Origin of the sequence: Bacillus sp. FSL M8-0277, assembly GCF_037975305.1 — a bacterium.
GTDB lineage: Bacteria > Bacillota > Bacilli > Bacillales > Bacillaceae > Bacillus > Bacillus pumilus.
This window is the reverse complement of sequence record NZ_CP150255.1, coordinates 1,349,146-1,373,423: the sequence shown is the minus strand read 5'-3', so window position 1 is coordinate 1,373,423 and position 24,278 is coordinate 1,349,146. Positions and strand designations below refer to the sequence as shown.

Genomic DNA, 24,278 nt, shown 5'->3' with positions numbered 1-24,278 from the left:
CAGGATCTTATCCTGTATTTACCTTAAGTCACTCATGCCTGATCGAATCAGTTACACGTTTCAAGGAAACTATGAAATTTTATTTGTCAATCTGTACAGATGAAGGGTTAGGTAGACAGCCTCTGCATCTTGTACAGGCTTTTTCAATGCATGTTGTAATATTTTGATCATTTTCCAAGCAGTATTGTAGCATAAAGGATATTCATTTTTCAATAGATGAAGCAATTTTTCTGGCTCCTCTAAAGATTCTTCCCGTTTAATACGCTCAATCGAAAACGTAATATGGCGCAATAAGCGTAAATAATGAATACTTTCTCTGTCTACTTTCATATGAAATGAATCTTCTATGACTTGGACCATTTGCGTGATGAGCTGCGAATGACGGTTCACCTCAGATAATGGCCGATTCGTTAAAGCTGAGTGAATATGGAGCGCAATAAAGCCAATCTCTCCTTCTGGCAGCTTTGTTTCGACATCAGGACGCTCGTTAATGAGCTCAACGACTTCCTTTGCGACCTCGTATTCTTTCGGATACAACGACTTCGTCTCAAGCATAAAGGGATTGGTGATATCATATCCTTGCTGCACCCGCTTAAAACTAAAGGCAATATGGTCAGTCAGGGCAATATGAATATGCTCATTCAAACGGTGTCCCATTTTTTCTCGTATATGATAAATGACGTCATTGGCAAGCTCGATCATGTTCTCATCAATGTGGTGAAGCAGTTGTTTATATTCTGTTTGTTCCTTTGTATTTTTAAGGACAAACATTTTTTCAAATGTATCTTGATCGAGAACATCACCCGATTTTTTCCCGAAGCCGATTCCTTTCCCAATCAGAACTACTTCGCCCAAATAAGGGTGTCTTGCAATGATGACATTATTATTTAACGCTTTATCAACGGTGAAGGATTCCATGAACATCCCCACCTCCTTCTTATTCAATCCCTCTTATCGTACAAAACAGATGAAACGTGCGTCAACGATTGTTTTTGAAAACGGTGGTTGATCGCTCGATCAGGCGAAATGGCAGCATTCTTTTCTCTGGCATCTCTCCCTTTATGGCCCGATCGAACAAGTCAAACGCTTCCTGACCCATTCGTTTCAGCGGAATATCAATGCTGGAAATCCCCAAAGCCTCACTTAATTGGTTAAATTGAAAGCTCAGTATGGCTGGAGTTTCTTCTGCTTTTATATGATGACGCTGCGCCTCTAATAAAAAGCCTGCTGATACGTCATCATTTGTGATGAATAATGCTGTGGGGCGATTCTTCATCTCCTGCCACTCTGTAAATAATTGTTTTCCATCAAAAAGTGTTAGTTTCCCTTCGATGATCCATTCTTCATCAATCTCCTGCCCGAGCGATTTCATCATTTCTTGATAAGCCTGAAGGCGCGACTCGCTATTCGCTCCTTCTGTTCTGGCGAGAACAATCGCAATTCGTTGATGGCCGCATGCTGCCAAATGATGCAGGCCTTCCTTAAATGCTTGATCATGTGCAATTGACACTGTTGAGCATGTATCATGCGGCGTGGGATGACAAAATATAATCGGCCCAGATTCCTGCCACTTTAAAATATGCCCATCACTTAACGCATTTGAACAAAATATTAAACCATCCACACGGCGTTCTTTTAAACTCATTAACGCTTCTTTTTCTTTTAATGGATCATACCCCGTTTGAAATAAAGCAAAATGCATACCGTGCGCCTGTGCTTTTTCTGCAATACCTGTGACAAGGCCGCTGAAATAAGAGTGTTCAATCGTCGGAAGAACGATGCCAAGCATATTTGAATAGCCCTTTGCTAAATGGACAGCTTGAATGTTTCTCGTATATTTGAGCTCTTTCATCGCATGTAGAACACGTTCTCGTTTTTCCTCTTTGACATAAGGATGATCATTCAACACACGTGATACAGTTGTCACAGATACGCCCGCTCTTTTCGCAATCTCCCTTATGTTTGCCATTTTTTCTCCTACTTTCTCTTGCTATGGTAAGCGTTTCATACTTTAAGATGTATGTGAGCTGAACAAATCACTGGATGGAAAGGGGAATTCAAGATGGGTTTCATCATATGGATTATATTATGTATGACTGTTTTGTTTTCTGCTCGTTTTGCACTACATCCTTTAGGAAAAGAACATAAAATCAAACCGTTTGAATCAATTGATGATTTTTTTGTTGATCAGGATCGAAAAGAGTGACAAAAAATCACGATGACACTTCCAAGACATGGACGTTCATCGTGATTTTTTTATTACTTGATGATCGTCAGCTCTTTCGGATAATTGGTTAAAGTGACTGGACCGTCTGCTGTGATCAATACATCATCTTCAATTCTGACGCCGCCGACTCCTGGAACATAGATTCCCGGTTCGATCGTATACACCATGCCTTCTTGGAGAAAATCATCATTTGCCTGGCTCATCGAAGGAAACTCATGAACAGACACCCCTAGACCATGCCCAAGGCGGTGAGGGAAATAGTCTCCATATCCAGCTTCTGTGATCAGCCCGCGTGCTTTTAAGTCCAGGTCTCCAATTCTCACACCCGGCTTACTCATTTCAAGTGCTGCCATTTCTGCGTTCAGGACGGTTTGATAGATGTCCTTTTGCTGATCAGTAGCTTCCTGATAGATGAATGTTCTTGTAATGTCTGAGCAGTACCCATCAACAATGACTCCAAGGTCAAATAACACAAAGTCGCCTTTTTTTAAGGCTGCCTGTCCTGGATTTCCGTGAGGCTCTCCTGATTTTTCGCCAAAGAGAACCATCGTCGAAAAGGACATGCCTTGAATGCCTTTTTTCTTTAGCTCATATTCAATGACAGCGAGCACTTCTGTTTCGGTGACTCCTTCTTTTAAGGCGTTCACCCCAATTTTTACCCCTTCATCTGCCAATTGAGCTGCTTTTTTCAATGTAGCAATTTCAGATTCATCTTTAATCAGCCTTAGCTGATTGAGCTCTTCTTCTACCCGGACAAAAGTTTCTGCCCCAGTGGCAGCTTGAAGCTGTTCTGCTCTTTGAAGCGGAATCGACTCTTTTTCAATTGCAAGTCGAGTTGCTCTTACACCGCGTTTTTCTACTGCTGACTGAATGAAATCAAATGGATTCTCATGGTCTTCATAACCAATGATATCGCCTGACCACCCAGCATTTTTCGCCTGCTCGACTTCCATTTTAGGCAAAATAAAAAATGGATTTGCCTCTTGAAACACAAACAGCCCCATTACTCTTTCATGCGGCTCTGTGAAGTATCCAGATAGATAAAACACATTTTCCTTTGTATGTATAAATGCACCTTGAATGTCTTTTTCCTTTAGCCAAGAAGACAAGCTCTTCATTCGGTTCATCGTGATCCTCCTCACACGTTTTACTACTGATCTATTGTATCAGTTTTTGCTTTATTTCGCACAAAAGCGCACTGGCAGAAGCCAAGTGCGCTATGATGATTTGCTTAAGATGCACGAAGCAGACGCAGTCCATTTAAAATGACCAAAATCGTACTTCCTTCATGCCCGATGACGCCAAAAGGCAAATCAAGCACTTGTAAGAAATTCGCACAAATTAACAAACAAATCACCGTTAATGAGAAAATAATATTTTGCTTAATAATTCGGTTCATCTTTCTTGAAAGACGGATCATCTTCGTTAAGTTATTTAAATTATTCTTCATTAAGATCAGATCTGCTGTTTCTAAAGCCACGTCTGTGCCTCCGCCCATCGCAACCCCCACATCTGCTGTGGCGAGTGCCGGTGCATCATTGATTCCGTCTCCTACCATGATGATGGAATTACCGTGTTTTTTAAGTTGATTGACCTCATGTACCTTTTCATCTGGAAGGCACCCAGCAACAACCTTTTGGATGCCGGCTTCCTGCGCAATGGCTTCAGCCGTTTTTTGCTGATCTCCTGTCAGCATGACGGTTTGGATGCCTAAATCATTCAGCTCTTGAATCATTTTTTTCGCTTCAGGTCTAATTTGATCTTTAAGGCCAAGGCACCCAACGACTTCTTGATCCTTTTGAACATACACCACTGTGTATCCTTTTTCAGAAAGATGCTCTCCTGTTTCTTCAATCTCGCGGTCCATTGAAGCCTTGCCAGCAAAGTCTTTCTTCCCAATCCGCCACGTTTCTCCATTCAATTGTGCCTTTACACCAAAACCAGAGGTTTCTTCAATGGTGACATGAGCTGATCTTTCTATTTGTTGCTCTTGTGCCATATCAGAGATCGCTTTCGCTAATGGATGGTTTGATTGACTTTCAATTTGATAAAGCGCCTGATAAAAGGCCGCTTCCTCTTGTCCTTTAGCGATCACCACCTGCTCCACAGCTGGCTTTCCGCTTGTAATCGTCCCCGTTTTGTCAAAAGCAATCATGCTGCTAGTGCCTAGCTTTTCTAAAAAGACGCTCCCTTTAACAAGCATTCCGTTTCTTGCGCCGTTTGAGATCAGTGACAAAGCAGCTGGCATAATGGATGCAACAAGCGCACAAGGTGATGCTACGACCATAAACACCATGGCCCGGTAGAAGGTTTCACTCATACTCCAGCCTAGTACAAAATGAGGCAGAACCATTAAAATCGCGACGGTGATCAGTACACCTTTTACATACGCACCTTCGAATTTTTCAATAAATGCCTGGCTTGGTGACACACTTTCTTGAGCCGATTCGACAAGTTTAATAATTTTATGGAAAAGCGTTTCTTCATTATGTTTGGTCACTTCTACTGTTAAGGAACCATTTAAGTTCACTGTTCCCGCAAACACATCTTCGCCTTGCCCTTTTTCTTGGGGCACAGACTCGCCCGTAAGCGCAGATTCATCCACACTTGTTCTTCCGCTTAAAATCACACCATCTGCTGCAATACGTTCCCCAGCTTTGATCATGATACGGTCACCTGGTGTTAATGATGAAGCAGAGACTTGAATGGTCGTACCATTTTCTTCAATGAAAGTCGCTTCATCTGGTGCGATGCTCATTAAAGCTGTTAAATCCTTCTTGCTTTTATTTGATGTATACGTTTCAAGCGCACCACTAAGTGAGAAAATAAAAATTAAGATCGCGCCCTCTGCCCAATATCCAATGATTGCTGAGCCTATAGCTGCAAAAATCATTAAAAGTTCAACATTCAAGCTTTTAGACGAAATGGTTTCTTCAATTCCTTCCTTCGCTTTTGCAAAACCTCCAATTATAAACGCAAGGATAAATAAAGGAATACTCCACATGCTCTCATCCTTTAACATCCATCCAACCAAAATGAGAATCCCCGAGATACCCGCTGCTATTAATTCTCCGTGCTGTGTCCATTGATGAAGGGACCATTTCGATTCCTTTTGATTTGTTGTTTGATAAAGTGCTGTATTCTCATTCATGATTGTTTTCTCCTCTCTAATTGATAATGGTTTTCACATCATCAATTGTTGCCCGTTTCCTTTTTTCATCTATATTTTCTGCTATTTCAAGCTTTTTATAGGTCTGTTATTCATTATAACAGGTTCTGACCGATTTTCAATTAATAATTATTATAATTTCTTTTTGATAATAATTATCATTATTGATATAGACCCTTTCTCTTCTGAGCACAGTTTATTCAGATGAAAAGCAATTGAACACAAAAAAGAACCAAAGGAATGATCCTTGGTTCTTGAAATCATTTTTCGTTCTAAAAATCCGTCCACTCCTTGATTTGTTTTTTCGTCAGTGGACCTACATGATTTTTCACAATTTCCCCTTTTTCATTTATCAAAAAGCTGGTTGGAATGGTGATGATTTGGTATCTCTTCATCATTTCCCCTCGCTCATCTAGTATGACCGGGAATGTAAACTTTCTGTCTTTCACAAATTGGGCAACCGCATGTTTACTTTGTTCAGCCCCTAGTAAATTCACCGTTAAGATATCAACATCACTCTGATTTTCTTTCACGATCTGGTCAAATACGGGCAGCTCCATTTTGCAGGACGGGCACCATGTTGTCCAAAAATGCAAAATGGTCTTTTTTCCTTTCGCCGGAATCATCTGCGTTTCACCAGTTAATGCACGAGCCTCTATCCTTGGCGCCATAACGGGCTCTTTCGCTTCAGCCTCGCTGCCTAAGAGTAATAGAAGCAGGGTCATTATAAGAAGACTGGCGGGTAGATATTTACGATTCATCAGGATCTTCCTTCCCAGTTTTCTTATAGCTTGCCCGCTCGACGAAGAGGACATTCAAGCTTTTTTCATTCTAAGAAACATGGAAACGCCGAGCTCCTTACAAATCGTCGCATAATGCAGTGCAGTCAAGAGGAGCATGCCCGTATTCATCCCTAATATAACCCCCATCATATTCAAGCTTTCAATTGACCCGAGAAAATACACCATTGAAAACGAGACGACATGCACCCATATATTATGTAGGAACACATCTTTAATGAGCCCCATACCGATTAAGCACGCTTGAAATGGCATCACAAACAGGTGGCATAAAAAGTACGGCCAAAGCAGCTGTAAGTAGACAGCAGCTTGCGGTGAATCAAAAAAGAGCTGTGTGAGCGGATAAGCAAAATAATACATCACCATCACTGCCGGTACCCCGTACCCAAACGTAATGATTATTGCCTGCCTGACACGTTTTTTCACAAGGGCATACTGACCTAAAGCATAGGCTTCAGATACACTCGGAATCATCACAATCATGATGGAATGAGCGATAAATGCAGGGAAAAAACCGATCGACATCGCGACACCAGCCAGCATGCCGTAATGATCAACAGCAAGTGTGCCAGAGATGCCTGCAGCAATAAGGGCACCTTTGATTAAAAACGGTTCTATCGCATTTGCGATCGCATGAAAAATCCGCATGCCCGTTGTTGGAATGGAGACAGCTAATAGGCGCTTTCTCACGTCAATTCCTCTTAATTCAACAGACCTGACATTGACAGCATTTTTCGCCATGACGTATTGGGAGTATAAATAAATAAAGACGACAAGATCACTCGCGACAATGACACCGATGGCAATGAGTACCGCTGTTTCAATATCAAACGAATACCAATGGAAGAACAAAAACAGGCAGATAAGCTGGATCGTTTTCTTCAGCATATTGGCAAGAGCGATCCTGCCCATTTGCTGCTTTCCCATAAAATAGCCGCGTGCAATCGAGGTAAACGCAATAATTGGAATAAGAGACAGCACAAGCCCTTTCATGAGCGGATGATACGACTGAAACACTGGAATGAACGGCAGGACAATCGCAGCGATCCCCGTTGTTGTACATGTCACCACAAGCGTCATTTTAAACGCATGGCGGAGCATACTTTTATGGAGCCGCTCATGCGATTCTGCAATGAATTTAGAAATGGAGACTGGCAGCTCTAAGCTGGCAATCACGAGGACCAGCATGATGATTGGAAGGATACTCATATATAGACCCATTCCATGTTCTCCAAGCTCTCTCGCTAAAATCATATTGACTAAAAACTCTATACACTCCGCAATGAAAGCTGCGACAGATAGCAGAATGACCCCTTTTACAAATCGATTCATGTAGCCTCCCCTTTATCTAAAGCAAATTCTTTTCACATTCTATGAGACAAGTCCTGAAAATATTTTGATAAATGAAGACAAAAAAAAGAGCGATCTGATTGATCGCTTCATTTCTTTATACAGCAAATACGTGACGACCGATACGTTCTACAATTTTGCGAGAACGAATCCAGTTATCTGTTGCCGTTTTGGGATTATAAAAATAAATGGCCTTTGTTGTTCTGTCATGTTCTTTCACTACTTGCTTCACAGCTTTAACAGAATCTTGATCTGCTTTATCATGAATGCTTCCATTCGATACTGGCTGGAAAGCATTTCGCTGATAAATAACACCTTTGACACTGTCAGGAAAAGAGCGATGCTCCACCCTGTTTAAGACGACGCTTGCCACAGCTTTTTTACCTGCGTAAGATTCACCTTTCGCTTCAGCATGTACCAATCGTGAGAGCAGTTCCATTTCCTCATTAGAATAGCGTTTGGCGCTTTCCTCGTTCGTCGTTTCTGATTTTACTCTTTTCTTTTGCTTCGGTTTTGAAGACATTTTTTCTGAAGACGTACTTAGCATTTTGACTTTCGGCTGACGCTTCTCCTCTGAAAATGCTGGGATGACTTGATCGTGTTCATCTTGATCTATATATGAAAGCTCATGCTTAACAGGTGCTTGTGAAAGTTCGTGACTTAATGTGCCTTGCTGCTCTTGTATGTTGTCCATCTTCATGGCTGCGATTAGCATAAGGATGACAAAAAGAGCGGTATGAATTTTCATCATTCGCCTCATTCCTCCTTTAATTAAAGTAGGCGGTAAGATACTTGTCCACTCTAACAAGAGCTCCTTCTATTTTCACGCACAAAGATTTGCATGCCTAACCAAATTCCGTCATTAAATGGCATGTCCTAGTTGAATTGCGTATCAACTGGAATTGTTAGCGCTTAAAAAGACCCCTTTTCCGCCTATCATCATCCTTATGCTCCTGATTATGGGTTATTACATTTTCTTTTCAGATGTATCAAGCTCGTTTGAAGTGTGACAAAAGAACTAAAATAAAAAAGCTTTCTCTCATTCATGAGAAAAAGCTTTAGCTTCTTGCTTCTGTAAGATATTCAAAAATAACATCTCCACCATGTTTCGCAATCCCGCGAAAATACTTAAAATCATCTTGATTCACCAAGATCGAACGAAACGTTAAAAAATCATCTTTCTGAATGGTCACTTGCTTTTCTGTCCCATTTCGTAACGATTCAAGTATTGTGAGCATTTGTTCTTCCGTCAAATAAACCGCTCCTTTACAGCCATCATCAAATATTAAATATATCATCCGTTAGGAAAGCATACAACGAAAACGAAACAAAAACGTCTTTATCCTTTACATTGGTATGAAAATATTGCAAAATACTTTTTAATAGGGAATGAAATCTGTTTTTAAAGGAGAGGGATCGGTTGAAGATTGCAAAAATTGGAAATGTGATCGAATTTAGAAATGGTTTAACAGGTGTAGTTGAAAAAGTGAATGAAAACTCTGTCATTGTGGATGTCACCATTATGGACAACTATAGAGATTTAGAACTGGATTCACTAACAGTCGTTAATCATAAAAACTATAAAATCATCAAAGACTCCGTACATTAATTTGCAATCCTCAATTCAGACTATCGATACATACGTAAATACGAAGCAAAGCTGTTCATTTATTTGTTGAAAAGGTGAATAGTATTTCAGACAACTTTCTATTTTTATAAAGTGATGAGATGCAGTATTAGCTCTAGACAGGAGAAACTAAAATGCAAAATTCAAATGATATCATTGTGCGTTTTGGGAATATGGAAGACGCTGAAACTACTTTAGACATACAGTCATCAGTGATTGCTGAATCAGATTATTTACTTACAACGCCTGAAGAAAACAAAAAAACCCTTTTAGAACACAAGGCTTGGATACAAAAAAGAATAGAGAACGAAAACGAAACGTACATAGTTGCTCAAAAAGACGGAAAAGTCATTGGGTTTATAGCATTTGAAAATGGATCAAATAGAAAAAGAACTGCCCACGCAGGTTCATTTGGTTTGATGGTTCATAAGAGCTTTAGAGGTTTAGGCGTAGGGGAAATGTTGCTAACAGCGTTATTAAATTGGGCAGAAATGAATCCTTCGATCGAAAAGGTTAGTTTAGCCGTATTCTCTACAAATCAAAAGACCATTTCTTTGTACAAAAAGATGGGATTCAGAGAAGAAGGTCGTAAAATAAAAGAATTTAAAATAAGTGAACATGAATACTGGGACGATGTTTTAATGTATAAACTTGTTTAATACCATAAAAATAGATGCAGAAATAAGGACATAACATAAATTGATTCATCAATTTGTTATGTCCTTTTCTTATTATTTCACCTGTACTAGTGTCAGTCTTTTTGCGTATGAAAGGTTTGCATTTCCGCTTTCGTTTTGTACATGTCAACTTCCTCTGGGGTGATAACGCCTTTATCGATTAAAAGTGCAATCACTCCAAGCAATGTGGAGGCACTCCATTTATATCGTTCTTTGTTTTGATGTTCGAGCATTTGAAGCTCTTCTTTTAGTTCCATCAGCAGCTTCTCTGTCTTTTCTTCTTTGTTTGCCAACTCAAACGCCTCCGTTATTCGTTCATTGCCTCTATTTTATCTCAAAGCAAATAAGATAAGCAAAAAACACAAATTACCTTTACAAACATACGTTCTGCCATGTATAATAAATTTACGAGCTGGTAGCCCCCAGCCGTCCTAGCAAGTTCTATTCCCATTTTTATGAGGAGAGCGACATGACTCTTCTCTTTTTTTATCACTTCAATCTAATTCATCCCATTCAAACCCATAAAAAAAGACATGTCATTAGGCATGTCTTTTCCTTTATTAGCGATTATCAATCGTTTCAGGATACATATCATGATTCATCATGCGATATGAAGCCATTTCTTCATATTTGGTACCAGGTTTTCCGTAGTTCGTGTACGGGTCAATTGAAATACCGCCTCTTGGTGTAAATTTGCCCCATACTTCAATGTATCTTGGGTCCATCAATTCAATGAGATCGTTCATAATAATATTCATACAATCCTCATGAAAATCACCATGGTTACGGAAGCTGAACAAATACAATTTTAATGATTTACTTTCAACCATGATTTCATTTGGGATATAGCTGATATAAACTGTCGCAAAATCCGGCTGACCTGTTTGCGGACAAAGTGACGTAAATTCTGGGCAGTTGAATTTCACAAAATAATCTCTATTTGTATGTTTATTCGGAAATGTTTCAAGCACTTGTGGTGCATAATCAAACAAATAATTGGTTCCTTGATTTCCTAGTAAAGTGACACCTTCTAATTCTTCTGGTTTTCTTGTCGTCATGTCGTCTCTTCCTTTCTATACGCCTCGTTTATTGCCCCATAATAATGTGTGCAGCTGCGGCAGCACTCTTACGCGATTTAAGTCTGGGTCTTGCGCTACTTGATCGACAAGCGCTTCATACTTCTTTAATAAGTGCGTCAATAAGTACGCATCATCACCTGTTGTCGTGTCATCATTTCCTACCTGCAAATAAAAAGGAAGCTCTGGATATTTCGCATGAACATCCTTTGCATAGGCTAAATCATGATCGTCAAAAATCACGACCTTCAGGCTTGCATGCTGCAATCTATTTCCGTTTTTCAGCTCATCTATGATACGTGTGAGTTTCGCGAAATCTGTTTTCATATTTGAGCTTGGTGGCTTCGGAGAAATGGTTAAATCATCAATTTTCAAAAACCAGTCCTGATACATTGTCCCTTGTGTTTCAAGCGCTGTATCAATTCCTTCTTCGTGTAGCAAATCAATAAGTGATTCCATTTGTTTTAAAAGCGCAGGGTTTCCCCCTGAAATGGTGACATGAGAAAAAGCCTGTCCGCCTATTCTTTTTAATTCCTTGACAATGTCCTCTGCGTGAAGCCACTGAATGTCATGCTTTGCTGATCCATCCCAAGTAAAGGCGGAATCACACCAGCTGCAAGAGTAGTCACAGCCAGCCGTTCTGACAAACATGGTTTTTTGTCCAATGACCATCCCTTCTCCTTGAATGGTCGGACCAAAGATTTCTAATACAGGAATTGCTTTAGCCATTGTGTTCAACTCGTTTCGGCCGGTAAATGCAGTAGCTTGTTGGTGTCTCCCTAACAAAGACCTGAACACATACTGGTTTATTTGCTAAAGTCGATAAATATGCTGCGACTTTGTCATGGACTGTTTTTGCCACAACCTCTGTAGTAGGCATCGCGTATGGATCGGTTGATGAGAATTCCTCATGATCATTGAGCAGCGTGTGATCATACTGTCCATGAATAAGTTTTTTCAGTGTACTAAAATTGACAAGGAAACCTGATTCATCTAGGTCATCTCCAGCAATGGTTATATTGATGGTGTACGTGTGACCATGTACACGGCTGCAAGCACCTGCATCCTCTCTTGGGATGAAATGGGCAGCTGATATATGCATATCCTTGTTCAATTCAAATGAGTATGGATGATTCGTTTGTGGATAGATTTGAGAAAGCATTTATTTTGCCTCCTTCATTTCCATATAAGTGTCATAGCCCTTTTTCCGAAGCTTACACGCAGGACATTCCCCGCAGCCATCAGACATGATGCCATTATAGCAAGTGAGCGTTTCATTTTTCACAAAATCTAATGCATTCAGCTCGTCTGCTAGCTTCCATGTTTCTGCTTTATTGAGCCACATGAGCGGTGTATGGATGACAAATGGTTTTTCCATCGCCAAATTCACTGTGACATTACAAGATTTTACAAACTCGTCACGGCAATCTGGATAGCCGCTAAAGTCTGTTTCACATACACCTGTGATAATATGTCTTGCACCGATCTGATACGCAAGAATAGAAGCGAAGGATAAGAACACTAAGTTTCTTCCTGGTACAAATGTGGAAGGCAGCTCTCCTTCTTTTTCCTCAATGTCAATGTCATCTCTTGTTAAAGCATTTGGTGCCAGCTGATTCAAAAGAGACATATCTAATAGATGGTTCTTCACACCTAACTTGTCAGCAATTCTTTTGGCGACATCAATTTCTTCTTGATGACGCTGATTATAATGAAAGGTCACGGTTTCTACCTCTTCGAATTGTTGAAGTGCCCATAATAAACATGTCGTACTGTCTTGTCCCCCGCTAAAGACAACGACTGCTTTTTCATTTTTCATCTTCTGTTCTCCTCCTTTTGCAGATCTATACACTCGTACAAAGCTGCATCTGAAAGGCTCATGAAAACCCCTATTTTTCTCAAAAGAAAAGACACCTTTACATGTGTATGAGGTGTCCCAGCCATAAAAAATAAAAAATGCCACATCCAAGGATACGGCAAGTCCTTAGTTTTTTATAGAGGGTTTTGCTAGAACCTCTCCCGTTTACACGGATTTTTGTTCAATTTTCACAGAGGATAGTGTACCACATATTTTCCATGCAGGCTATCCTTTCTTTACTTATCATGTGATGCAGGCACTTTTTTTAGAAAAAGAAAGAGGATAAAAAAGATGCTCACATAGCCAAAAATAGGATAAACTGTTGATATCAATGTACCGTAACCAATTTTACTAATCACATAGCAGCATAAGAGAATAAGGGATATTGTCAAGACACTGTTCATTCGTATATACGCCCTCACTTGTCTCTCAAGTCCATATAAATTGCCTATGACGGATGTAAAGACTTCGCCGAAGATCACAAATAAATAAATGAGGTGAATGGAATTTGCTACTTGATACACGACCTGAGCCATTGGAATATCAAACGCCTCCAGCATATCTAATGAAGAAAGAGATAAAAAGCATACAAATAAAATAATTGTCAGCATGACGCCCCCAAGCACAGCTCCCTTTTTAATCACCGCTTCAGAGGTCATTTCATTTGCGACGGGCACTAACACTGCTTGAGAAAGTGCCAAATTAAAAGCACCATATGAGATAGCTGATAAAATCCACTCTCCCTCACCCATTTGCAGCGCAAGAACATAACTTTCACTACTGCTAAAAACGAATGAATCAAGAAACACAATCATTGAAAAGAAAATAAGCATTGGGACGACGAGAACATTGACACCAAATAATCCTTTTGATCCTTTCAAAAGCACAATCACGCTCAGAATGATCGTCAAAAAGATCCCATATTCCTTCGATATGCCAAGCTGCTCTTCAAATATAGCACCTGCGCCAGAAATCATCACTGAAGTGACGCCTAATAAAATAAAAAACATGACGACATTAATATACCTGCTTGCAGCTGCGCCAAATAGAAACCGGTTCATATCTTGATAAGACTCTGCTTCAATTCGTTTAGAAATGAGCATCATTTTTGCCCCAAGTCCAGTAAAAATAGCGCCGCTAATCAAGATTCCGAATAATCCAATCCAGCCAAAACGAACAAAAAATTCTACGATTTCTTTTCCGGTCGCAAACCCAGCTCCAACCACTGTTCCTACATATACAAAGGCAAGCTGAAAAGCGGATTCATTTGAACGTTTCATGTGACCCCTCCGCACCCATCACTTTCGATTGTCTTTTTTTATCCTATGAGACAAGTTCCTTGAAAAGAAGGACAAACCATGATTAAATGCAAAAAAGGATTTTCACCCGCCTTTGAGCAAAACAGTTGAAAGTCAAAATAGGTCAGAGTATACTATAGTCAAAGATGGTCAAACAACAGACCATTTTCTTTAACATTCATTGGTCAAATAAAGTCAAACTTTTATCATAAGGAGGTCATGGCAAATGCGTTGTCAACATTGTCAAGTAAATGAAGCAACTATTCGCCTGAATATGCAAGTGAATTCATCCCGGAGCCAAATGGTTTTATGTGAAGACTGCTACACCTCTTTGATGGAGCAATCAAAAATGAAAATGGGACCTCAATTGTTCGGAGGAAGCTCATTCTTCTCTGGGCAAGAGCAAGCAGGACATACGCAAAACGTAGAGCAGCCAAAGCAAAAAGGCTTACTTGATGAACTTGGCCGCAATTTAACAGATGGCGCAAATGCTGGTTTAATTGATCCAGTCATCGGCCGTGATGAAGAAGTCGCAAGAGTCATTGAGATTTTAAATAGAAGAAATAAAAACAATCCTGTCCTCATTGGTGAACCAGGTGTTGGGAAAACAGCGATCGCTGAAGGACTTGCATTGAAAATTGCAAGTGGCGATGTACCAAATAAATTAAAGAACAAACAAATCTATTTATTAGATGTCTCCTCCCTTGTAGCGAATACAGGGATACGTGGTCAATTTGAGGAAAGAATGAAGCAGTTAATCAAAGAACTGCAAAGCCGTAAAAATATTATCTTATTTGTAGATGAAATCCATCTTCTTGTAGGCGCTGGATCTGCCGAAGGGTCAATGGATGCTGGAAACATCTTAAAACCAGCTCTTGCACGAGGCGAGCTCCAGCTAGTAGGTGCGACGACATTAAAAGAATATCGTCAAATTGAAAAAGATGCCGCACTTGAACGACGCTTCCAGCCCGTCATTGTAGATGAGCCAACACAAGCTGAAGCGATCGAAATTTTAAAAGGCATTCAAGATAAGTACGAAAGCTACCATGGCGTCACCTATTCAGACGAAGCCATTCAAGCGTGTGTTCAATTATCTTCCCGGTATATTCAAGACCGTCATCTGCCGGATAAAGCCATTGATTTAATGGATGAAGCAGGTTCAAAAGCGAACCTCTCCATTGATGCAGCAAGCGAAGATGAACTAACAAATCGTCTGAGAGAAATTGCTGCTGAAAAACAAGCCGCTTTAAAAGAAGAACAATACGAAAAAGCAGCGAAGCTTCGAGATGAAGAAGAGGCCATTGAAGCTAGACTTCAAAACAAAACAAATGACAAAGAACATGTCGTCACAGCAGAAGACATTCAAGCCATTGTGGAACAAAAAACAGGCATCCCTGTCGGCAAACTGCAAGCAGACGAACAAACCAAAATGAAAGAAATTGACGTCCGCTTAAAAGCACGAGTGATCGGTCAGGAACATGCGGTTGAAAAGGTAGCGAAAGCTGTGAAGAGAAGCAGAGCCGGCTTAAAATCGAAACATAGACCAACTGGCTCCTTCCTATTCGTTGGACCAACAGGTGTCGGGAAAACCGAATTATCAAAAACACTAGCTGAAGAATTATTTGGTTCAAGAGATGCGATCATCCGTTTAGATATGAGTGAGTACATGGAGAAACACTCAGTATCTAAGCTCATCGGTTCTCCTCCTGGTTATGTTGGACATGATGAAGCGGGTCAACTGACGGAAAAAGTACGCAGAAAACCATACAGCATCATTTTGCTGGATGAAATCGAAAAAGCACACCCTGATGTGCAGCACATGTTCCTTCAAATCATGGAAGATGGCCGATTAACAGATAGCCAAGGTAGAACCGTCAGCTTTAAAGATACGGTCATCATCATGACAAGTAACGCAGGCAGCACAGATAAAACGGTCAAAGTCGGCTTCCAGTCTGATCAGGAAGAAGCAATTGAGGAGCAATCACTCATTGATTCACTTAGCGCCTATTTCAAGCCAGAATTCTTGAACCGTTTTGACAGCATCATTCAGTTTGATTCATTAGATCGAGATGATTTAGTGAAGATTGTGGATCTTTTGCTCAATGAGCTATCAGAACAATTAAAAGAGCAAAATTTAACAGTCCATGTGACAAAAGAAGCGAAAGAAAAAATTGCAGAACTTGGATACCATCCTGCATTTGGTGCTCGTCCACTGCGAAGAACCATTCAAGAGCATATTGAAGATCAAATGACGGAAATATTGCTTGAAGAAGAACAGCTTTCAGGATTTACTGTAGAAGTTGAAGATAACGAAATTGTCGTAAAAAAAGGATAAGTACATCTTAAGAAGGATCTATAGCTCCATCATGTTGCGGTGTCTAAGTTCCATCCGCACGCCGACGCTCCCCCGCCTCTATTCCTTTAAGATAAAAGAAAAAGAGGTGGATCACATGATGAATTGGAGCTATGATCTTGTCAAAATCATGTATGAGGAAAAATTAAAAGAGCTGCTTTTAATTGAAACCGCTCAAAGAAATTAAAAAGAAACTCCCTTTATATCAGAGGGAGTTTCTTTTTTAAGGTAATAGAAAGCGCTTTCGTCAAAAATTCTTCACAGAAACTGCCTTAATTTGATATTCAGACTAAAACCCTTCTAGAAGACACCGATATTAACTATAGAAAAAGATAGTTAAAGGATTTGGTGAGATAATGGACAAAACATCGTTAATAGGTATTATTTTAGCATTTATTGCACTGAGTGTCGGTATGGTTCTGAAAGGTGTAAGTCTAACCGCTCTTATCAACCCAGCGGCTATATTGATCATTGTGGTTGGGACGATTGCAGCTGTTGTCATCGCATTCCCATCTAGTGAAATTAAGAAAACACCAAAATTGTTCGGCAAAATTTTTAAAGACAACAAGCTTCCAACGATTCAAGAAATGATCCCTCTTTTTTCAAACTGGGCACAAATTGCGCGTCGTGAAGGTCTTTTAGCATTAGAAGCTAGCATTGAGGAAGTAGATGACGATTTCCTTAAGAACGGCTTAAGCATGGCGGTTGACGGTCAAAGTGCAGAATTTATTCGCGACGTCTTAACAGAGGAAGTTGACGCCATGTCTGAAAGACATCAGTCAGGCGCATTAATCTTTACACAAGCCGGTACATACGCTCCGACGCTTGGTGTACTTGGCGCCGTTGTCGGACTTATTGCTGCACTTGCTAACATGGGAGATATTGAAGCACTTGGACATGCAATCAGTGCAGCCTTCGTTGCCACACTGCTTGGGATTTTTACAGGGTATGTGTTATGGCATCCATTTGCCAACAAGCTAAAGCGTAAATCAAAGGAAGAAGTAAAACTTCGTCTAATTATGATTGAAGGGATCCTTTCTGTTCTTGAAGGTCAATCTCCAAAAGTGATTGAACAAAAACTTCTCATGTACTTACCAGCGAAAGAACGTGCAAATCTTGTCATTGAAGAAGGAGAAAAACAAAATGGCTAGGAAACGTAAAAAACATGATCACGATGACCATGTAGATGAATCTTGGCTGATCCCTTATGCCGATCTTCTGACGCTTCTACTCGCTCTCTTCATTGTGCTTTTTGCATCAAGTTCGATTGATGCGGCAAAGTATGAACAGATGGCCAAGTCTTTTAATGTCGTCTTTACGGGCGGTACAGGTGTCATGGATCAAACCAGCATGCAAAGCACTGAAGAAACTGAAAATAGCAACCAGACCAAAAAAGCAGCTGAAGAAGATGAAGAAGCTCAAGCGAAAGCTCGAGATCATGCCGTTCTCACAAAGGTCAAAAAGCAAGTGGATTCCTTCATTGCCAATAAGAAACTTGGAGCTAAGCTCGAAACAAAGCTCACGGACGAAGGTTTGCTCATTACGATAGAAGACAGTATCTTCTTTGATTCTGGCCGGGCGATTATTCGACCTCAAGATGTCCCGTTAGCAAAGGAAATCTCAAAACTACTCGTCATTAACCCCGCTCGTGACATCGTCATTAGCGGACATACTGATAATGTTCCGATCAGAAATTCAGAATTTGAATCCAACTGGTATTTAAGTGCCATACGTGCTGTAAACTTTTTAAGTATTCTTCTTGAGAACAGCAATTTAAACCAAGAAAACTTTAGTACAAAAGGTTTCGGTGAATTCAAGCCAATCGCTTCAAATGACACAGCAGAAGGCAGAAGTAAAAACCGACGCGTAGAAGTACTTATTTTACCGATTGAGAAAAAAGCAAAATAAAAAAGGGAGCCCTCGGCTTCCTTTTTTATTTATTCTTTATGATCATATAAATGTTTTGCACGCAGTCCCACATGTTTAAGCATGTCAATGCAGGCATCCTTCTCTTCTTCGCTCAGGACACTGATCATCTCATGAATTTCTTTCGCATGATCTGGGAAGATATCATCAAGCAAAGCTCGTCCCTGCTCGGTAATATGCGCAAATGTGACCCTGCGGTCTTCTGCACAAGCCTTACGACTAAGGAGTTCTTTCTTCTCCAATTTATCGACCACATACGTGATGCTGCCGCTTGCAAGTAAAATCTTATCACCGATTTGCTGAAGCGGCTGATCCCCTTTATGATACAGCAATTCTAATACTGCAAATTCAGTCGGATTCAGCCCGTGCTTCACAATATGTTTGTTCATGTGATGATTAATTGAGCGATAGGCACGTGATAATACAATAAATAATTTCAAAGATTTTTCAACATTATGATTTTCCATTTTTTATCATCCTTTATGAAATACACCCCACTAATGTGACATTAATAAACAATAAGTAAAATGTCAACATCTTGATCCATCTTTAGCATGAAAATGAGACCAGAACGAATCACCTAATTTTTTAAAAATCACACAAGTCATCGTAATAAAGATAGGTTCAATGCTATAATAAGTCTATTAGGTAATACGTTGGAGCGATGAATGATGAGTATACTGAAAGGGTTTTGGAAGAAGATCAGGCTGTACCTTATTTTGGTCATGATTCCAACCCTAATCATTAGTTATTTTATCTATGAAAAAGAAACGGAAAAAATCGACTTAAAAAACAAACAAACTGCTACACTTATGTTAAATATTCACAAAAACCAAATGAATTATTTAATTAGTGAAACAGAAGCGAGATTAACTTCACTTGCCATGGGATTTGACCAGCCTCTTGAGACGAAAAAAGTAAAAAACATCCTAGAGAAAATCTATAAACAAGAACCTCGTTTTTCAGGTCTGTATCTCCTAGACAAAAAAGGAAATGTAACAGTAAGCACCACACCATTAAAGGAAAAAATCAACCTATCATTCAGAGATTACTTTAAGCGCATTCAAGTGACCAAGCAGACGGTGATCACAGATAACTATGTGAGCCGAATTACAAAACAGCGGATTCTTTCCATTTGCGTGCCTGTGCTGGATGAAAACGAAGAAGTCACCAATGTGCTAGTCGCCGCCATTCAAATTGATTATTTAAGAAATATTATGAATGTATTGAACCCTGATCTTCATTTTAAGATGCTGAATCAAAATGGACATGTCGTGTTTACAAGTGGTCCACAGCCAGCATCAGAAAATGGCAGCACCGTGTCTACATATTTAGATGAAAACAGCTGGAAGCTAGAGGTCTATCCGCAGCGCGCTTCTACAGGTGAAGTGCTGTCTGTTATGCTGATCCCTTTATCCAGTGCTTTTATTTTATTAAATATTTTATTCACACTTGTTCAATATGTCATTTTAAGGCGTCAAACCCAGCAGGAGCGTCACCAAAATGAAGCGCAAAAGCTTGAATTAATCGGAACCCTCGCAGCAAGTACGGCACACGAAATTCGCAACCCATTAACAGGGATTAGTGGATTTATACAGCTTTTGCAAAAGAAGTATCACTCTGAAGAAGATCAGCTCTATTTTTCTGTCATTGAAGAAGAAATTAAACGAATCAATCAAATCGTCAGTGAGTTTCTTGTATTAGGGAAACCAACGGCAGAAAAATGGCAGAATAACTCTGTCAAAGAAATTGTCAGTGAGATCATGCCGATCGTTTTCTCTGAGGCGAACCTTTATAATGTTGAGGTTGATTTGCAAATTAATACGATTCAAGATGTTGGAGTTTATTGCACAAAAGATCACATTAAACAAGTCGTATTAAATGTAGCGAAGAACTCATTAGAAGCGATGCCAAATGGCGGTCATTTGAAGATTTTGATTGAGGCTGAAAAAGAACATGTCATTATTAAAGTGAAGGATACGGGTGAAGGCATATCAGAAGAAATGTTAAAACATATCTTCCTCCCTTTTATTACGTCGAAGGAAAAAGGGACAGGTCTTGGGCTTGTCGTGTGTAAACGAATCATTTCGATGTATGGCGGAACAATTGATATCGAGAGCGAAGTGAATAAAGGATCAACCGTCGTGATCATGCTTCCTTCTGCTCACTCAGCATAGCTGAAACATTCAGCCGGTTTTGCTTAGGCAAGACCGGTTTTTTCATGTCAATAAGAGGGACGGTTCACAGATAGAAGACTCATTTGAGATACAAGATCATGAAAGGAGCGGGCAGATTGTTTCTCATGAAAAAGGAGATGCTGATACTCATTCATCAGGTTGTCCAGTTCTTGACTATATTTAATTGTCGTCTCACCAGTGTAGCCTTCTGCTTGAGCAGCTTCTACCATCTGTTTTCTCTTCTCATCAATGGACATTAGCAATTGTTCTTTTCTTACATAAATATTCATGATCTCAGCTCCCGCAATGAATTCGACTGTCTATGCTCAAAATGATCCGACACCAAAATTATACTTTATTTGTAAATTAAATTAAATATGCTAATTTTATTTAATTTTTTACAGCCTAAAGACCTCTTACCCAATCATATTTGGGGGTAAACTTCAAATTTGGACAGGACTGACACATGGATTAAACAGAATTTTATCCTATGTAGAAGATCAAAATCAACTATTTTCTTTCTCATTTTATGTCTATTTCCCTAAAAAAAAGCTGATCTTCCGCCTCATGCGGAATGATCAGCTTTTGTCATTAAACCTTTTCTTCCTCGTAAATTGGCACCCAGCCCTCAGTTGTGACAAATATGCGAACGGCAACCACTTTTCGATCCTCTTGAAGTGTAAAATAGTGACGAATATGTGGCGGAACAGAAATTAAATCGCCTGGATTCAGTCTCACGTCAAAAAAGACGCCATCCTTACCTTGAATGGCAAAGATTCCATGTCCGCTTACAATAAAGCGTACTTCGTCATCTGTATGGTGATGCTCACGCTGAAAATTTTGGAGCAGGTCATCTAGGTTTGGTGTGGCGTCAGATAATGAAATCACATCCTGCGCTTTGTATCCTCGTTTTTCAGATATACTCTCGATTTCCTTTTGGAAAACAGTCAAAATCTCTTCCTTTTCCTCATCTGTTAAATCATACTTTTCTGATAATCGGTTTGGCAGCTTTGCAATATCCCAATGCTCATAAATGACCCCTTGGTTTTCTAAATAGGCTGCCACCTCTTGCTCGCTTTCAAGTAATGTGTTCTCTTCGTTATGAATCAAAATCGTCGCCATGTGCTTTTCCTCCTTTTTATGTGACAAGCTGCTTTTGATAAAGCGTTAATTTCAAGTGGTAGCTAAACAAAAATTCATACGCCTCTAATACTCGTTTTGCTTCTGAGGCTGTTTTTCCCCAGACTGTGATGCCGTGATTTCGAATGAGCACAGCACCTGATTCCGACTCTTCAGTGAGATGCTTTGCAAATTGTGCTGCAAGATGCGGGATATGGGCTGGATTTTCAATAATCGGTAACGACACTTCTGCTTCCTCTTCCCAGTAACCAAGCGCTTTGATGATTTCGTTTCCTTTGAAACGAACCTCGCCCTTATCCCCATACAGCTCAGACATCACATTATTATCGATTGTATGAACATGGAGACAGCAGCCTGCATTCGTCTGCTCATACACGTAGTTGTGAAGCAAAGTTTCAGCTGATGGTCTTAGCGGTTCGTTCGGATCAACAGGCTTACCTGCTGCATTTACTAAAACAAAGTCTTCATCTGTTTCTTTTCGTTTATCTTTACCGCTTGCCGTCACCAAAAACGTGATTGGATCATCCGACACCTTGATCGATAAATTGCCGCTTGTTCCGTAAAACCAGTCTCTTTGTGCCAGTTCACGTTTGACGTCTGCTAGCTCCTGCCAGCGCTTGCTCTTTGCGTCTGCCATTCCTTCACTTCCTTTATTTGATCAAATTGTGCTTTAAGATCAATAAATGTTTCATACTCTAGATGGACAAGCCCGAGCTCTTTACATTCGTTTAGCAAGTAGTCACGCGCAAATGTGAGATCCGCATGCTTTGCCGCCTCCACATCGGTGACTGAATCTCCAATCATGATAATGAAGTCATTCTCACAGGTCAGCTCTCGAATGATTGACGGCTTGCAGCATCCGCAGCCATTTTGACATTGCGAATCGCAGGCATGCGGCCATTCAATCTGAATATGCTCTTCCCCAAATGACGCATGATTGCAATAAATATCGTCTCGATCCACAATGCCCTCGAGTATGGGATAAACAAAGAAGTCCATCCCGCCGCTTAGCACATAGAAGGGAATATCAGCCTTTTTCACATGATCAACAAATTGCTTGAATCCTTCTCGAATCTCTGTATCTTCTAAAATAAACGATTGAATGGCTTCTTTTTGATCACTCGTCAGTAATTGAAACATCTGCCCGACGCCTTCTTGAATGGTGATCTCCTTTGTGAGAACATCGTCCTTCAGCTTCGTCCATTCACTTGGTGCAAAGTGTTTCATGATGCGAATGATATTATCATTTTTCGTAATGGTTCCATCAAAATCACAACATACAATTGGTTTTTTCATTTATTCTGCTACCCTTCCCCATAGTTCAAGTGCTGCTTTTAAGTCTTGGCAAGAAGCTGCCTTCTCTTGGATCGACTCTCCATGTATCACCGCTTCAATGATCGATCGAAATGCTTTCCCTCCGCCGATGGCTCCACGCGGATGTCCGTGAATTCCTCCACCAGCATTTATCACATGATCGAGTCCAAAATCTTTCATCAAAACTGGAACCATTCCAGGATGAATGCCTGCTGACGGAACAGGGAACGTTTTTTGAACCGAATCCTCTTTTACACAAGCTTCATAGATTCCAAAGGCATCTTTTTTCGGAAGTGCGACCGACCCATACGGTGAGGGAAAAAGACTCAAATCAGCGCCTGCATATCGATTTAATTTACCTAAAAGAAGAGAATGGGAGAATCCATATTCGTGCGATGTTGTCAAAGCGCCGCTTACTGCGGGATGGGCCATAATAGGCAATCGAATATCTGGATCCTCAGCTAAGCTTTGCATGACATCTAACCCGTAGGCAAAAACATTGAATAAGAGTGCATCTGCTCCAAGCTCAGCTGCCTTTCTTGCTCGATCCTTTAGTTCAAAGGTTCTGCCTGTTAAATTAACGGCATATAGCGTTCGGTGCCCTGTCTCTTCATATGTTTCTTTTAATATCTTTTTTCCTTCTTTGATTCGTTCTTCAAAAGGGGCTAGTGGGCTCTCAAATAAAATTTCATCGTCTTTGATAAAGTCAACGCCGCCTAATGCTTGTAAACGGAGCTGTTCTTTTAAATCTGCCATATCACGGCCAATGACACCTTTAAAAATACTCATCAACAAAGGTCGATCAAACACGCCTACTTTTTTTCGTATGCCATCAATTCCAAATACCGGTCCTGGCAGACTTCTTTTCAATCGATCCGAGAATTGAATGTCGATTAGCTTCACTTTTCCATCTAGTGAAAGCTTTCCAAAGATCGTCGTCAAAACGGCCGGAATATCCGCTGAAAAGTTAGCCTCAGGATAAGCAATGGTCACCTCAGATTGATATAGGCCATTTTCGGCTGGAGCAAACTTTTCTGATACCTTTTCCACCCGGCCTTTATGCTTTTGAAGCTGCTCTTTTTTGAGCTGCGGCAAATCCGTCCATGATCCAACTGTTAAACCAAGCGCGATCTGCTCCGCTTTTCGGTTTACTTGTTCATCCTCTCGATGTGTTAATACGTATGTTGCCAGTAATTCACTCACTAGGAATCCCCTTTCGATTGCGTCATGCATATGGTCAATAAAAAAACCTCTCCAAGTGCTTTATCAGCGCCTTAAAGAGGTTG

The 24,278-nt window shown here is 40.2% G+C and carries 27 protein-coding genes and 1 riboswitch; of the genes, 7 read left to right on the top strand and 20 right to left on the bottom strand.

Annotation, left to right across the window (positions count from 1 at the left end):
• Window positions 1–69 precede the first annotated feature (69 nt).
• The gene (locus MKZ05_RS06755) at window positions 70–924 is read right to left on the bottom strand and encodes a transcription antiterminator (protein WP_339161948.1); all 855 of its coding nucleotides are present in this window, start codon (window positions 922–924) and stop codon (window positions 70–72) included.
• Window positions 925–979: 55 nt separating this feature from the next.
• The gene (locus tag MKZ05_RS06750; RefSeq protein WP_310426950.1) at window positions 980–1,969 is read right to left on the bottom strand and encodes a LacI family DNA-binding transcriptional regulator; all 990 of its coding nucleotides are present in this window, start codon (window positions 1,967–1,969) and stop codon (window positions 980–982) included.
• A gap of 93 nt (window positions 1,970–2,062) precedes the next feature.
• Between MKZ05_RS06750 and MKZ05_RS06745 the strand changes: the two genes are divergently transcribed.
• Entirely contained in the window at window positions 2,063–2,206 is a 144-nt protein-coding gene (locus MKZ05_RS06745) for a hypothetical protein (RefSeq protein WP_309216603.1), read from the top strand.
• A gap of 53 nt (window positions 2,207–2,259) precedes the next feature.
• Here MKZ05_RS06745 and MKZ05_RS06740 read toward each other — a convergent pair whose 3' ends face one another.
• From MKZ05_RS06740 to MKZ05_RS06715, 6 genes are all read right to left on the bottom strand, one after another.
• Window positions 2,260–3,354 carry a Xaa-Pro peptidase family protein gene (locus MKZ05_RS06740; protein ID WP_309216602.1) on the bottom strand — a complete coding sequence of 365 codons (1,095 nt, stop codon included), beginning with the start codon at window positions 3,352–3,354 and terminating at the stop codon, window positions 2,260–2,262.
• A 104-nt stretch (window positions 3,355–3,458) separates the two neighbouring features.
• Window positions 3,459–5,378, bottom strand: a complete 1,920-nt coding sequence (locus MKZ05_RS06735; protein WP_106032407.1) for a heavy metal translocating P-type ATPase — start codon at window positions 5,376–5,378, stop codon at window positions 3,459–3,461.
• A 290-nt stretch (window positions 5,379–5,668) separates the two neighbouring features.
• Entirely contained in the window at window positions 5,669–6,157 is a 489-nt protein-coding gene (gene stoA, locus MKZ05_RS06730; RefSeq protein ID WP_309216600.1) for an endospore biogenesis thiol-disulfide oxidoreductase StoA, read from the bottom strand.
• 54 nt (window positions 6,158–6,211) lie between these two features.
• Window positions 6,212–7,528 (bottom strand): polysaccharide biosynthesis protein, encoded by a 1,317-nt coding sequence (locus MKZ05_RS06725; protein ID WP_309216599.1) that lies wholly within the window; start codon window positions 7,526–7,528, stop codon window positions 6,212–6,214.
• Window positions 7,529–7,643: 115 nt separating this feature from the next.
• On the bottom strand, window positions 7,644–8,297 hold the full coding sequence (locus MKZ05_RS06720) for a cell wall hydrolase (protein WP_003211234.1): 654 nt from the start codon (window positions 8,295–8,297) through the stop codon (window positions 7,644–7,646).
• A 307-nt stretch (window positions 8,298–8,604) separates the two neighbouring features.
• Complete coding sequence (locus tag MKZ05_RS06715; protein ID WP_003212409.1) at window positions 8,605–8,799, bottom strand: hypothetical protein; 195 nt, start codon at window positions 8,797–8,799, stop codon at window positions 8,605–8,607.
• 167 nt (window positions 8,800–8,966) lie between these two features.
• On the opposite strand from MKZ05_RS06715, the gene MKZ05_RS06710 reads away from it, so the two are divergent.
• A complete protein-coding gene (locus tag MKZ05_RS06710) occupies window positions 8,967–9,155 on the top strand; it encodes a DUF2187 family protein (RefSeq protein WP_003211747.1) in 189 nt (62 codons plus the stop codon).
• A 152-nt stretch (window positions 9,156–9,307) separates the two neighbouring features.
• On the top strand, window positions 9,308–9,832 hold the full coding sequence (locus MKZ05_RS06705) for a GNAT family N-acetyltransferase (protein ID WP_327840586.1): 525 nt from the start codon (window positions 9,308–9,310) through the stop codon (window positions 9,830–9,832).
• A 92-nt stretch (window positions 9,833–9,924) separates the two neighbouring features.
• Here the strand turns inward: MKZ05_RS06705 and MKZ05_RS06700 are convergent, their stop codons facing one another.
• The 6 genes from MKZ05_RS06700 to MKZ05_RS06675 form a co-directional block, all read right to left on the bottom strand.
• A complete protein-coding gene (locus tag MKZ05_RS06700; protein ID WP_044139792.1) occupies window positions 9,925–10,143 on the bottom strand; it encodes a hypothetical protein in 219 nt (72 codons plus the stop codon).
• A gap of 267 nt (window positions 10,144–10,410) precedes the next feature.
• Window positions 10,411–10,908, bottom strand: coding sequence for a preQ(1) synthase (gene queF / locus MKZ05_RS06695; protein ID WP_003211403.1), 498 nt, complete (start codon window positions 10,906–10,908; stop codon window positions 10,411–10,413).
• Between the two features lie 15 nt (window positions 10,909–10,923).
• Window positions 10,924–11,655 (bottom strand): 7-carboxy-7-deazaguanine synthase QueE, encoded by a 732-nt coding sequence (gene queE / locus MKZ05_RS06690; RefSeq protein WP_050945163.1) that lies wholly within the window; start codon window positions 11,653–11,655, stop codon window positions 10,924–10,926.
• Window positions 11,648–12,088, bottom strand: a complete 441-nt coding sequence (queD, locus tag MKZ05_RS06685) for a 6-carboxytetrahydropterin synthase QueD (RefSeq protein WP_003211826.1) — start codon at window positions 12,086–12,088, stop codon at window positions 11,648–11,650. Before queD ends, queE begins: the two co-directional genes overlap by 8 nt.
• Window positions 12,089–12,745 carry a 7-cyano-7-deazaguanine synthase QueC gene (queC, locus tag MKZ05_RS06680; RefSeq protein ID WP_003211973.1) on the bottom strand — a complete coding sequence of 219 codons (657 nt, stop codon included), beginning with the start codon at window positions 12,743–12,745 and terminating at the stop codon, window positions 12,089–12,091.
• 159 nt (window positions 12,746–12,904) lie between these two features.
• A riboswitch (PreQ1 riboswitch) is annotated at window positions 12,905–12,949 on the bottom strand.
• A 71-nt stretch (window positions 12,950–13,020) separates the two neighbouring features.
• Window positions 13,021–14,064 carry a hypothetical protein gene (locus MKZ05_RS06675; RefSeq protein WP_050945166.1) on the bottom strand — a complete coding sequence of 348 codons (1,044 nt, stop codon included), beginning with the start codon at window positions 14,062–14,064 and terminating at the stop codon, window positions 13,021–13,023.
• A gap of 244 nt (window positions 14,065–14,308) precedes the next feature.
• Between MKZ05_RS06675 and MKZ05_RS06670 the strand changes: the two genes are divergently transcribed.
• The 3 genes from MKZ05_RS06670 (at window position 14,309) to motB (ending at window position 18,343) form a co-directional block, all read left to right on the top strand.
• Window positions 14,309–16,417, top strand: a complete 2,109-nt coding sequence (locus tag MKZ05_RS06670) for an ATP-dependent Clp protease ATP-binding subunit (RefSeq protein WP_339161940.1) — start codon at window positions 14,309–14,311, stop codon at window positions 16,415–16,417.
• A 374-nt stretch (window positions 16,418–16,791) separates the two neighbouring features.
• Window positions 16,792–17,586 (top strand): flagellar motor stator protein MotA, encoded by a 795-nt coding sequence (gene motA / locus MKZ05_RS06665; protein ID WP_003212085.1) that lies wholly within the window; start codon window positions 16,792–16,794, stop codon window positions 17,584–17,586.
• The gene (gene motB, locus MKZ05_RS06660) at window positions 17,579–18,343 is read left to right on the top strand and encodes a flagellar motor protein MotB (RefSeq protein ID WP_003211671.1); all 765 of its coding nucleotides are present in this window, start codon (window positions 17,579–17,581) and stop codon (window positions 18,341–18,343) included. Before motA ends, motB begins: the two co-directional genes overlap by 8 nt.
• 29 nt (window positions 18,344–18,372) lie before the next feature.
• Here the strand turns inward: motB and MKZ05_RS06655 are convergent, their stop codons facing one another.
• Window positions 18,373–18,828: a MarR family transcriptional regulator gene (locus MKZ05_RS06655; protein ID WP_003211701.1), complete on the bottom strand. Its 456-nt coding sequence runs from the start codon at window positions 18,826–18,828 to the stop codon at window positions 18,373–18,375.
• 204 nt (window positions 18,829–19,032) lie between these two features.
• Between MKZ05_RS06655 and MKZ05_RS06650 the strand changes: the two genes are divergently transcribed.
• Complete coding sequence (locus MKZ05_RS06650) at window positions 19,033–20,538, top strand: ATP-binding protein (protein ID WP_339161938.1); 1,506 nt, start codon at window positions 19,033–19,035, stop codon at window positions 20,536–20,538.
• Window positions 20,539–20,585: 47 nt separating this feature from the next.
• On the opposite strand, the gene MKZ05_RS06645 is transcribed toward MKZ05_RS06650, so the two are convergent.
• From MKZ05_RS06645 to mtnW, 5 genes are all read right to left on the bottom strand, one after another.
• Window positions 20,586–20,828: an aspartyl-phosphate phosphatase Spo0E family protein gene (locus tag MKZ05_RS06645; RefSeq protein ID WP_339161935.1), complete on the bottom strand. Its 243-nt coding sequence runs from the start codon at window positions 20,826–20,828 to the stop codon at window positions 20,586–20,588.
• Between the two features lie 301 nt (window positions 20,829–21,129).
• Window positions 21,130–21,660, bottom strand: a complete 531-nt coding sequence (locus MKZ05_RS06640; protein WP_003210925.1) for a cupin domain-containing protein — start codon at window positions 21,658–21,660, stop codon at window positions 21,130–21,132.
• A 16-nt stretch (window positions 21,661–21,676) separates the two neighbouring features.
• Window positions 21,677–22,315 carry a methylthioribulose 1-phosphate dehydratase gene (locus tag MKZ05_RS06635; RefSeq protein WP_106032400.1) on the bottom strand — a complete coding sequence of 213 codons (639 nt, stop codon included), beginning with the start codon at window positions 22,313–22,315 and terminating at the stop codon, window positions 21,677–21,679.
• On the bottom strand, window positions 22,279–22,974 hold the full coding sequence (locus tag MKZ05_RS06630) for a 2-hydroxy-3-keto-5-methylthiopentenyl-1-phosphate phosphatase (protein ID WP_050945170.1): 696 nt from the start codon (window positions 22,972–22,974) through the stop codon (window positions 22,279–22,281). The genes MKZ05_RS06635 and MKZ05_RS06630 overlap by 37 nt, the downstream gene beginning before the upstream one ends.
• Window positions 22,975–24,195, bottom strand: a complete 1,221-nt coding sequence (gene mtnW, locus MKZ05_RS06625; protein WP_339161931.1) for a 2,3-diketo-5-methylthiopentyl-1-phosphate enolase — start codon at window positions 24,193–24,195, stop codon at window positions 22,975–22,977.
• Window positions 24,196–24,278: the final 83 nt, after the last annotated feature.

Coding starts and splice junctions, on each gene's coding strand:
- MKZ05_RS06745 (WP_309216603.1), top strand. CDS start 2,063: ATGGGTTTCATCATATGGATTATATTATGTATGACTGTTTTGTTTTCT.
- MKZ05_RS06725 (WP_309216599.1), bottom strand. CDS start 7,528: ATGAATCGATTTGTAAAAGGGGTCATTCTGCTATCTGTCGCAGCTTTC.
- MKZ05_RS06655 (WP_003211701.1), bottom strand. CDS start 18,828: ATGGAAAATCATAATGTTGAAAAATCTTTGAAATTATTTATTGTATTA.
- queC (WP_003211973.1), bottom strand. CDS start 12,745: ATGAAAAATGAAAAAGCAGTCGTTGTCTTTAGCGGGGGACAAGACAGT.
- motA (WP_003212085.1), top strand. CDS start 16,792: ATGGACAAAACATCGTTAATAGGTATTATTTTAGCATTTATTGCACTG.
- queD (WP_003211826.1), bottom strand. CDS start 12,088: ATGCTTTCTCAAATCTATCCACAAACGAATCATCCATACTCATTTGAA.
- MKZ05_RS06635 (WP_106032400.1), bottom strand. CDS start 22,315: ATGGCAGACGCAAAGAGCAAGCGCTGGCAGGAGCTAGCAGACGTCAAA.
- MKZ05_RS06735 (WP_106032407.1), bottom strand. CDS start 5,378: ATGAATGAGAATACAGCACTTTATCAAACAACAAATCAAAAGGAATCG.
- MKZ05_RS06720 (WP_003211234.1), bottom strand. CDS start 8,297: ATGATGAAAATTCATACCGCTCTTTTTGTCATCCTTATGCTAATCGCA.
- MKZ05_RS06755 (WP_339161948.1), bottom strand. CDS start 924: ATGTTCATGGAATCCTTCACCGTTGATAAAGCGTTAAATAATAATGTC.
- MKZ05_RS06675 (WP_050945166.1), bottom strand. CDS start 14,064: ATGAAACGTTCAAATGAATCCGCTTTTCAGCTTGCCTTTGTATATGTA.
- MKZ05_RS06705 (WP_327840586.1), top strand. CDS start 9,308: ATGCAAAATTCAAATGATATCATTGTGCGTTTTGGGAATATGGAAGAC.
- motB (WP_003211671.1), top strand. CDS start 17,579: ATGGCTAGGAAACGTAAAAAACATGATCACGATGACCATGTAGATGAA.
- MKZ05_RS06670 (WP_339161940.1), top strand. CDS start 14,309: ATGCGTTGTCAACATTGTCAAGTAAATGAAGCAACTATTCGCCTGAAT.
- MKZ05_RS06750 (WP_310426950.1), bottom strand. CDS start 1,969: ATGGCAAACATAAGGGAGATTGCGAAAAGAGCGGGCGTATCTGTGACA.
- MKZ05_RS06740 (WP_309216602.1), bottom strand. CDS start 3,354: ATGAACCGAATGAAGAGCTTGTCTTCTTGGCTAAAGGAAAAAGACATT.
- MKZ05_RS06645 (WP_339161935.1), bottom strand. CDS start 20,828: ATGAATATTTATGTAAGAAAAGAACAATTGCTAATGTCCATTGATGAG.
- queF (WP_003211403.1), bottom strand. CDS start 10,908: ATGACGACAAGAAAACCAGAAGAATTAGAAGGTGTCACTTTACTAGGA.
- MKZ05_RS06630 (WP_050945170.1), bottom strand. CDS start 22,974: ATGAAAAAACCAATTGTATGTTGTGATTTTGATGGAACCATTACGAAA.
- MKZ05_RS06640 (WP_003210925.1), bottom strand. CDS start 21,660: ATGGCGACGATTTTGATTCATAACGAAGAGAACACATTACTTGAAAGC.
- MKZ05_RS06650 (WP_339161938.1), top strand. CDS start 19,033: ATGAGTATACTGAAAGGGTTTTGGAAGAAGATCAGGCTGTACCTTATT.
- queE (WP_050945163.1), bottom strand. CDS start 11,655: ATGGCTAAAGCAATTCCTGTATTAGAAATCTTTGGTCCGACCATTCAA.
- stoA (WP_309216600.1), bottom strand. CDS start 6,157: ATGAATCGTAAATATCTACCCGCCAGTCTTCTTATAATGACCCTGCTT.